This window comes from Neobacillus niacini (genome assembly GCF_031456445.1).
GTDB classification, from domain to species: domain Bacteria; phylum Bacillota; class Bacilli; order Bacillales; family Cytobacillaceae; genus Neobacillus; species Neobacillus niacini_I.
The window spans coordinates 1-5,798 of record NZ_JAVDUQ010000073.1; the positions used below are offsets into that span (position 1 = coordinate 1).

Here is a 5,798-nt window from a genome sequence, read left to right on the forward strand (position 1 = left end):
TGTATAGCGATTGCGAGAGGCCTACTCTCATCTTGAGTGCAGCACAGCTTACGGATGTGCCGTCAGGCACACTTTGCTTGCTTTCGTGGCACACAATCATCCGCATATCTTACGATGTAACATTCTTTGAGGTTTGAGTTCTTTAGTGCCTTAACTTTGCTTCCTTTATGTTTATAGTCATGGTTACTCTTAAAAGTTTCCCATTGATTACTAACCCACCAATCTAGTTCATTTAAAACGATATTGGATAAAAGGGGTGAAAGTATGCCCCCTTGCGGGGTTCCTTTGGTTGGCAAGCCTTCTCCTTCAATCTCTGCTTTTAATAGCTTCGAGATAATGGAGAGTAAAGATTTATCTTTAATTCCCATTGACCATATTTGTTTGAGTAACTTACTATGGTTCACGTTGTCGAAAAAACCTTTTATGTCCACATCTATGCAATGATAAAGACCCACCATATTGATAAGCGATTCAAATCTTGCCTTCGCATGGTGGGTACTTCTATTCGGTCTGAAGCCATAGCTATGTTTATGAAATTTTGCCTCGCAAATTGGTTCTAACACTTGTAAGATACATTGTTGAATAATCCTATCCCATATTGTTGGGATCCCTAATGGTCTTACTTTTCCATTTGCTTTAGGGATGAAAACTCGCCGAACACATTCTGGCGTATACAATTGGAACATACTCTGAACGTGTTCAATTACCTTTTTTACTGACAAATACTTAATGTCATCAATCGTTAATTTATTTGTCCCTGCTGTTTTACTCCCAGTATTTCTTTTGATGTTTCGATAAGCAAGACGAATATTTTCATTAGAGTTAATCAGTTTCATTAAATCATAGAAATTTTGACCATCAACACTTTGAGAATATAGAATGTCAAAACAATTTTGCATATCATAATATTCGCTGTGTCTCAGTTTCTTCCGTTTTAACAAGTCGGTGACTCCCTTAGGAGTTGAACCTCTTTTAGTCTTACAAGAACCTTATTAACCGAAAAAGAACTGCCTTACATGGTTGAATGATCCTTTTTAGTCTAGTGGCTATCCCTCCAGGTTGATTAGACCTCTCATTGGTACTATGCCACCACTTTCACTGATACAAAGAAATGTTATACAGTAGCTATTTTCATTACTGCTTTCCTTATCACCGCTTCATAGGGCGTAAGCCCTCCACGTTATCAGCTTACAACGTTGAATTATATCTATTATAGAATGAACTTAGGTGCTTCCTGTAAGCCTGTTAGCCATCCATATGCCTGTAACATATCATGGACTTTCATATATGTTATTTTTACTCATCCACTGCTAACCTCACGCTGTGGTGATATACACATTTCTATGTATTGTGCTTGTAGACCCGTACATTCAGAAGTTCGTCAGCTTAACCTTTTCTCTTGGGTTTATTCGCATCCTCACCATATTCATTCAACTCGAGCATCATGAATTACACCACTCCATCGAGTAGGCTTTCGGCAGCCGAACTGCTGCGGTAATTTCTCACGCCTTTTCGCCGAGCTTATAACACAATCATTCTTACTAAATCAAATGCTATTCGACTAAGAGAGAACCCTTCAGGGCGTTACCCCATCATTTGATTCTTCGATATAACCCTTCAGTTCCGCCAGGAACTGTCTGACCTTTACCTGAGTATTGTGACCAATCTCAATTTAAGCCAGAAACATTTCGCACAACATAAGCACCCGTTACTTTAAGTGAGACTTTTCACAAACTTTCAGTAATTGAACTTCTTTACCTATAAGCCATTTGCGATCTTTAGTATCTTTTAACATAAAAAAAGGGAAATACATTGAAACTTCAAATGTTAAAAGGAGGGCACATTCTTAATTTAAAAATGCATATCTATCTTTTTTTAATAGCCAAAGCTCCTACAGCAATAATCACAAAAAGGATAGAAAATATAATTAACGGAGACAATGAAATCACCTCTTCATTATTGAAATTTATATCCAAATGAAGTTAGTTCTTCAATTCTTTTATTAACATGTTCATTCAAATTAACAGTCACTTCCCTTCACTCCCTTTTTGAAAATTATACCATTTATTTCCCGCAATAAACTTGTCTTTTTATTGAACTATCCTGCACCGTTAGCGGAACAAGAAAAAGAGCCGCAACCGCAGCCCCTTGTTGAACTCTTGCACCCGATAGTTTAAGTGTAAAGTCTCACAATCTTTACTAATTCTCGATAAATAAAAAGCGACACTGTCATTTTTGAAGCACCGCACCAAAAGCCCCTCTGACTATACAGGAGGAATTAACGTAATATTATAATAGGAAATTAAACTGTAAGTTCTTTTATTAAACTTCCCCAAAATTGCGAACAAGTTTAAGCAAAGGTTATGTTCTTAATAATCAATACAATAGATAGTATTAAACAGATCGTCGCAGGAATAATCATTACAATTGATTGATGTGCTCGAAAAATATGAGAATGTATGGCTCCTAACATGAGAAGTACAAATAATACACTTGATCCAATAGTTAAGTAGCTAATCCAGATACCACTAATCATACCTATTGCTCCAATAATTTCAATCAATCCAATTACAGACATGAACCATAATGGATATTGATAATGCCTCCAATGTTCAACCTGAAACGGCATACGTAAAAGTTTTATGAATCCTCCTACTAAAATAAAAAACGCTAAAATTACTTGCATGACAATAGTTATCATCTATCCTCACTCCTTTTTATTGATCTTATTTAGAGGTATTCTCATCCCAACGATTATATGGATATATATTCCATGCAATGTTCTATCATTAATAGAATCATTATGAAGTTAAAATTTCAACTAACCTGCCCCTTTAGTTAAATAAGGGTAATGAAAAAGGACTGCCGAAAACAGTCCGTTTGTTGTGAAACAAAAGCACTTCAGTAGTTCAATAAAAGCCAATTATGTTTTTCCCTTTTGTTTTCTTTCAAAATATATCCACGTGTAATAAATTATCCAAAAAACAATAGGAACAGAAAACACATAAGGTCTCTGATTTGCTGGAAGAAAGTATATTAAAAATATCCCGATTATTAGCATAGGTGGCATAAGAATAAAATACTTCTTTTTATGCACGCTCATCCCCTCCCTTTTGTTTAATGCTACCATAAAAATCCATTCTCTTGTTCAACTAACCTGCCCCTTTAGTGCAATAAGAAAAGCTGCCACAATGACAGCTTGATCTACAACTCTTGCACCCAGATAGTTTAAGTGTAATATTTCACAATGCTATTTTATTTTTTTACCTTTAGACCATTTTATCGTATAGAAACTCAAGAAATATATTACTAAAAAAATAACCCATCCCCGAATACTGTCGCTATGGATTTTAATACCGTTGGCACGAAGACACGACAAAATTACAACTGAAAGGACAACAGAAATTAGAAAAGCAATTGAATTATCTTTAAAAGTCATATCCTTCTTGGATGGTTCTCCTTTTTCAAAAAAAAATTCCAAAATTCGCATTTATTATACCGCCTTTATTTAAATAGCTATGATTGCAATCCTTTTCATCCTCTTAAATCCCATTCTATTACATTTTTAGCTTTTTAAAAATTATTTTTATTGTCAAATCGTTATTTCACTAAACTGCCCAGTTAGTCGAATAAGAAAAGGCTGCCACGATGACAGCTCTGATCTTAAACTCATGCAACGTTAGTTGTTACACCAAAAAAGAGTGCCAATTTTAGCCACTCTCTATAAAAGCTTTTAAATGTTTATTCAAAGTTAATTAGGATAATTCGTGATTATGTGATACACTTTGTTTACCATTTGATTTACTGTTTACATGTACCCCACTCATTCGTGAGTGGGGTTTCTTGCTTTTAAGATAAATAAAAAACAGACTCTATAAAGAGCCTGCTTAAGTTTAGGTTTATTATTAAGCTTTACGCACGTTAGCTGCTTGAGCTCCACGTTGACCTTGCTCAACATCGAAAGTCACAGCTTGACCTTCTTCTAAAGATTTGAAACCTTCGCCTTGAATAGCTGAGAAATGAACGAATACGTCTTCTCCACCTTCACGTTCGATGAATCCGAAGCCTTTTTCGCTGTTAAACCATTTTACTTTACCATTTTCCATTTTTGTTGCCTCCTAGTGTTTAAAAACACACATTGTGTTACTATCCTTGCTCTCAGTGATCATCAAGACGAAAAGTTTTACTGATACTATCCTTTACACCGAACAAAAATAATTCTTATATATATTAACATTTTTCACCAGTATTTGCAAGAAGACATACAAGCGACCATTTTTGCCACTCATGAATTTAACACATCTCGTTTTGCACTCTTTTGTTGTTCTTATTCAAGTAAAGCACCCGTTACTTTAAGTGAAACAATCCACAATCTTTTTTGGAAATTTACCTAAAAAAGCTGAATAAATTAATAGAAAAATAAAAAGACTCCCTTTTTGAAAGTCTTAATGCATGTACCTCTTTGTATAAATCTAATCTTCTCGGTTCGCATCACCGTCATTAGCTTCATCGGCTCCTTCGCCGAGATTGTTACCCATCACTCCACCTGTAATTGCTCCTACTACAGTACCAATCGGACCGTAAGCAGAACCCACGGCAGCACCAGAGACAGCACCAACAACAGTACCTACAGCCTCACCAGTATCGTTATCGACTCGATTGAGTTCGTTTTTATCAGCCATTCATTTCACTCCTTATTAAAAAATGGGCAGTGCTTTTCCAGTACAATCCCTTAACATATTTTGTCCTCGAAAGACAGAATTACACGATGAATAATTTACTCCCTTAAATATCCTAACCGTCAAGACAATAACAAAAATGCCACCAATTTTGCAACTTGATCTTTAACTATTGCACCCGGTAGTGCAACAAGCATAAAGAATTAAATAAAGCCAAGATTTGAATTTGGCTCAATTTTTACTTCTTATTTTTGGGTACTTATTAATATAGGTATGTCCACCAGCAAGTAGTTTTTTTGTTTCTACATCATATACTGCACATCTGCCATAGAAATCTTTATCTGTATCCTTAAAGGAATAGAAAAAATAAACCTGCCTATCTGGACTGACAGCTTGATTATACTTAATTTCTATATCTGGATAGTCAGTAAGGATGTTATTTCCATCCCAAGTTATATAATTGAATTTTTCCACCTCATGAAACAGTACCTTTTTTCTAAAATTTACTGATGCATCGGGCATATCTTTAAAAAGAGCAGTATCCATGTTTCCAAGTTTATTCTTATGTTTTTTGTAAAACTCATAATGTTTTCTGTAAAACTCCTGATGAACAGGATAACTCCTTTTCCTTAATGCCTCATAAAATTGGTCTACAGTTTCAGTAAATACTTTTTCTTTATTCTCAGGGTATATGTAGTTTATTTCATTCTTTACAGATTCCTTATTTGATATTAGATTTCTTTCTGCATGGGCTTGCTGTCCTGTTACCATTAGAACACATAAAGTAAAAATGCTGCATAAAACTTTCAGTGTCATGTTATAAGCTCCTTCATGTTAAATCCATTTATCAAAGTAAAGATAGTAGATGTATTTTTACCTAATTATTTGAATTTATGAGTGTATTTGACAATTAATAAATTGCTGTTTATTGCAGTATATTTTTTCAAGCAAAAAAGCCGAAAATAAGCAAGAAATGAAAAAACTTGCATATTTTTGGCTTATTGATAATTTTAGATATTAAACAAAAGTTGGCAATAGGTAAGCGTTTGATGTAATCTCCGGCTTTTCCCCTGCTCCGCACGGAACGTGATAGTTTCCCATCATTCCGCGTTCCATCTA

At 34.7% G+C, this 5,798-nt stretch carries 5 protein-coding genes and 1 pseudogene; 1 reads left to right on the top strand and 5 read right to left on the bottom strand.

The genetic code is table 11. From position 1 onward, the window contains the following. Positions 1 to 74: 74 nt before the first annotated feature. Positions 75 to 899: pseudogene (locus J2Y67_RS27390) on the bottom strand (reverse transcriptase domain-containing protein); the annotation flags it as partial. Positions 900 to 2,048: 1,149 nt separating this feature from the next. Here J2Y67_RS27390 and J2Y67_RS27395 point away from each other — a divergent pair. Beyond that, positions 2,049 to 2,177 carry a hypothetical protein gene (locus J2Y67_RS27395; RefSeq protein WP_310179317.1) on the top strand — a complete coding sequence of 43 codons (129 nt, stop codon included), beginning with the start codon at positions 2,049 to 2,051 and terminating at the stop codon, positions 2,175 to 2,177. A gap of 173 nt (positions 2,178 to 2,350) precedes the next feature. Here the strand turns inward: J2Y67_RS27395 and J2Y67_RS27400 are convergent, their stop codons facing one another. The 4 genes from J2Y67_RS27400 to J2Y67_RS27415 form a co-directional block, all read right to left on the bottom strand. Further along, positions 2,351 to 2,701: a DoxX family protein gene (locus tag J2Y67_RS27400; RefSeq protein ID WP_310179319.1), complete on the bottom strand. Its 351-nt coding sequence runs from the start codon at positions 2,699 to 2,701 to the stop codon at positions 2,351 to 2,353. A gap of 1,204 nt (positions 2,702 to 3,905) precedes the next feature. Next, entirely contained in the window at positions 3,906 to 4,106 is a 201-nt protein-coding gene (locus tag J2Y67_RS27405) for a cold-shock protein (RefSeq protein ID WP_028401851.1), read from the bottom strand. Positions 4,107 to 4,472: 366 nt separating this feature from the next. Next, on the bottom strand, positions 4,473 to 4,682 hold the full coding sequence (locus tag J2Y67_RS27410) for a glycine zipper domain-containing protein (RefSeq protein ID WP_310179327.1): 210 nt from the start codon (positions 4,680 to 4,682) through the stop codon (positions 4,473 to 4,475). Positions 4,683 to 4,910: 228 nt separating this feature from the next. After that, positions 4,911 to 5,495: a hypothetical protein gene (locus tag J2Y67_RS27415; protein WP_310179328.1), complete on the bottom strand. Its 585-nt coding sequence runs from the start codon at positions 5,493 to 5,495 to the stop codon at positions 4,911 to 4,913. Positions 5,496 to 5,798: the final 303 nt, after the last annotated feature.

Bases quoted from the DNA above. Each gene is read 5' to 3' on its own strand.
- J2Y67_RS27410 (WP_310179327.1), bottom strand. From the start codon at position 4,682: ATGGCTGATAAAAACGAACTCAATCGAGTCGATAACGATACTGGTGAG.
- J2Y67_RS27415 (WP_310179328.1), bottom strand. From the start codon at position 5,495: ATGACACTGAAAGTTTTATGCAGCATTTTTACTTTATGTGTTCTAATG.
- J2Y67_RS27400 (WP_310179319.1), bottom strand. From the start codon at position 2,701: ATGATAACTATTGTCATGCAAGTAATTTTAGCGTTTTTTATTTTAGTA.
- J2Y67_RS27405 (WP_028401851.1), bottom strand. From the start codon at position 4,106: ATGGAAAATGGTAAAGTAAAATGGTTTAACAGCGAAAAAGGCTTCGGA.